Origin of the sequence: Neobacillus drentensis, assembly GCF_036962765.1 — a bacterium.
Taxonomy (GTDB): domain Bacteria; phylum Bacillota; class Bacilli; order Bacillales; family Cytobacillaceae; genus Neobacillus; species Neobacillus drentensis_C.
Window position 1 is genome coordinate 10,296 of the sequence record NZ_JBALOS010000042.1, and the last position, 2,844, is coordinate 13,139.

Here is a 2,844-nt window from a genome sequence, read left to right on the forward strand (position 1 = left end):
AATTTATGGCTTGTCTTTTGATATCAACCAGTATTCCGTAGTCCAGCTGAAATTCCACTGATAGTTAGTAAAACTTCAATCAATAGTTCTTCATTAGAACCACCCTGACTACGCAGTTCTTTTATTAACTCTACTTGTAAAAAATTTAGTGGATCAACATATGGATTTCTTCTATATACTGATTCCTTAATATTCGGTGTATGATCAAGCAATTCGTTATCGCCTGTAATTCTGAGAAGAATTTCTTTGGTTCTTTCATATTCTTCTAGGATGTTAGTGAATATCCGTTCTGCAATTGTCTGGTCTTCAACAAGCGTTAAATATTCTCTCGCAGTTGTTATGTCTGCTTTCATTAATGCCATTTGCAGATTATCAATTGTTGATTGGAAAAACGGCCATTTTTCATACATTTGTTGGAGCAGACGCAAATTTTGTTCTCCCTTTGCTGCAAATCCTGTTAAACCCGTACCAGCTGCATACCACGCAGGAAGCAGTTGACGACTTTGCGTCCAAGCAAACACCCATGGGATTGCGCGTAAATCTTCAAATCGGCCTTGATTCTTTCTGCTCATTGGTCTGGATCCAATGTTTAAGTCCCCTAACTCTCTTAGTGGTGTCGCTTCAGTAAAGTAGGTAAGGAAATCTGGATCTCCAAACACCAATGATTGATACTTGGTCAGAGCTAAGCTTGAGATTTCTTCTATCGTCTCAACCCAGATTGGATCACGTTGATAACCTTGCTCTACCTCTTTAGAAATACGTGTTGCTGCTAGTAATAACGTCGAGGTAGCCTGTTCTAAACTCCGATATGCAATGTCCTCAAGCAAGTACCTTGAAGACAAAACTTCACCTTGCTCCGTAATTTTGACACCATCACCAATGGTTTCTGCCGGTTGAGACAAAATACTTTTATTTAATGGGCCGCCCCCACGACCTAACGAACCGCCACGGCCATGGAAGAACTTAAGACCGATCTGGTATCTTTTCGCCATTTCATGAATTTCAATTTGAGCCTTATATAATTTCCAGTTAGCTGTTAACGTACCGCCATCTTTACTTCCGTCTGAGTAGCCAAGCATTATTTCCTGTTGGTCGCCCAATATTTGTAAATGGTTTCGATAAACTGGCATCTCAAAAAGTGTTTCCATAATTTTTGGTCCAGCGGTTAAATCATCAATTGTTTCCAGTAAAGGTGCAACATGTAAATGACTTTCTAAGGTTCCATCTGCATGAAGCCGATAAATCCCAGCCTCTTTGGCAAGAACCAGTATTTCAAGAAGATCACTCGGTGATTTTGTCATACTCACAAGATAAACGGAAATAGATCGCTTCCCGAATTCGTCATGTGCCTTTTTGATCATTTGAAACACTTTAATCATTTCCTGTGTCTCAGCAGAATAATCTTCATCTAATAATAGAAGCGGGCGAGGATCCAAAAGAATATTTTGCAATACTTTTAGTTTTTCTTCTTCCGAAAGGCCTGCATAATTGTTGGAGATACTAACTTTACGCAATATTTCTGTTATGGCTGCCTCATGTTCACCGCTATGATTACGAATATCCAGTGTAGCTAAATGAAACCCAAATAACTGGACTTGTCGAATCAGCTTTTGAATAATCTTTAATTCATGTGCTGCTGGATGGTGCTTTTTCAAGCTCTTTTTAATAACATATAAGTCTTCTAATAATTCATCGGAAGATTTATAGCCTAGGTCTGTTTTTCCTACTTGTTTCACTCGTTCAATTAGGATTGCAAATGCCCGGCGGTACACTTCCCCTTTATTCGGCCATTTCTTGTCAGAGGTTAAATATGTATCTTCTTGCTCAATTAATTTAAGAAGATCATTACTTACCTCCACCCTTGAAGTGGAATGGCTGTACCGTTTCATTAATTCAACTAAAACATTTTTATATTTTTTTAAGACAAGTCTTCTCTGCTTGTTTAATGTCTCCCAAGTGACATCGTGTGTAACGTTAGGATTTCCATCACGGTCCCCACCGATCCATGAACCAAAACGTAAGAAATTAGGAACTTCCCATTGTGTTTTAGTGAAGTTCTTCACTAAACACTCAGCCACTTCTTGGTGAATTTCAGGCAGAACTTCGAAAAGTGTTTGATCAAAATAATACAAACCATTTCGAACTTCGTCTAAAACAGTAGGCTTGCTCTGCCGTAATTCATCTGTTTGCCATAGAATTGAAACTTCATTGAACAAACTTTCCTCAAGCTTTTTTCTTTCTCGTCTTGTTAATAATGGATGATCGAGAGTTTTTAGGATTTCAGCAATTCGCTGCTGAATTTCAAGTATGGACCTCTTCGTTGCCTCTGTTGGATGAGCTGTAATAACCAGTTCAAGTGACAATGTATTTAGAGTATCCTGAATGACATCTTCGTCAATATTATTCTCTTTAAGCGAAAGAATCGCACTTTCGATGGAAGCAGGTTGGACAACCGTTTCATCTTGCAGCTGGTACTGTCTCCGTCTGCGAATCCGATGGTTCTGTTCCGCGGCATTAATCAAATGAAAATACATGGAGAATGCTCGAATAACTTGTTTTCTCATTGGTGCATCTAAACTAGAAATTTCTTCCTTTAAGGCATCATAAATGGATTGATCAAAATGTTCTCTTAATGTTTTACACATTAAACGTATTTTTTCCACCTTATCAAATAAGTCGGAACCACCATGATTGATCAGAATCTCCCCGAGAATTTTACCTAGTAATTTCACATCACGACGCAACGGAAGACTGCTGTCATTTACTCTAACTTCTGTTGTCATACTGCCACCTTCCTTTAATCAAAAAATTCACTAAATTTTTATTTATTAATATACCACAATT

At 38.1% G+C, this 2,844-nt stretch carries 1 protein-coding gene; it reads right to left on the reverse strand.

Annotated features, from left to right (window positions below):
• Positions 1 to 23: 23 nt before the first annotated feature.
• Positions 24 to 2,783: a phosphoenolpyruvate carboxylase gene (gene ppc, locus V7137_RS07110; RefSeq protein ID WP_335697432.1), complete on the reverse strand. Its 2,760-nt coding sequence runs from the start codon at positions 2,781 to 2,783 to the stop codon at positions 24 to 26.
• Between the last annotated feature and the right edge of the window lie 61 nt (positions 2,784 to 2,844).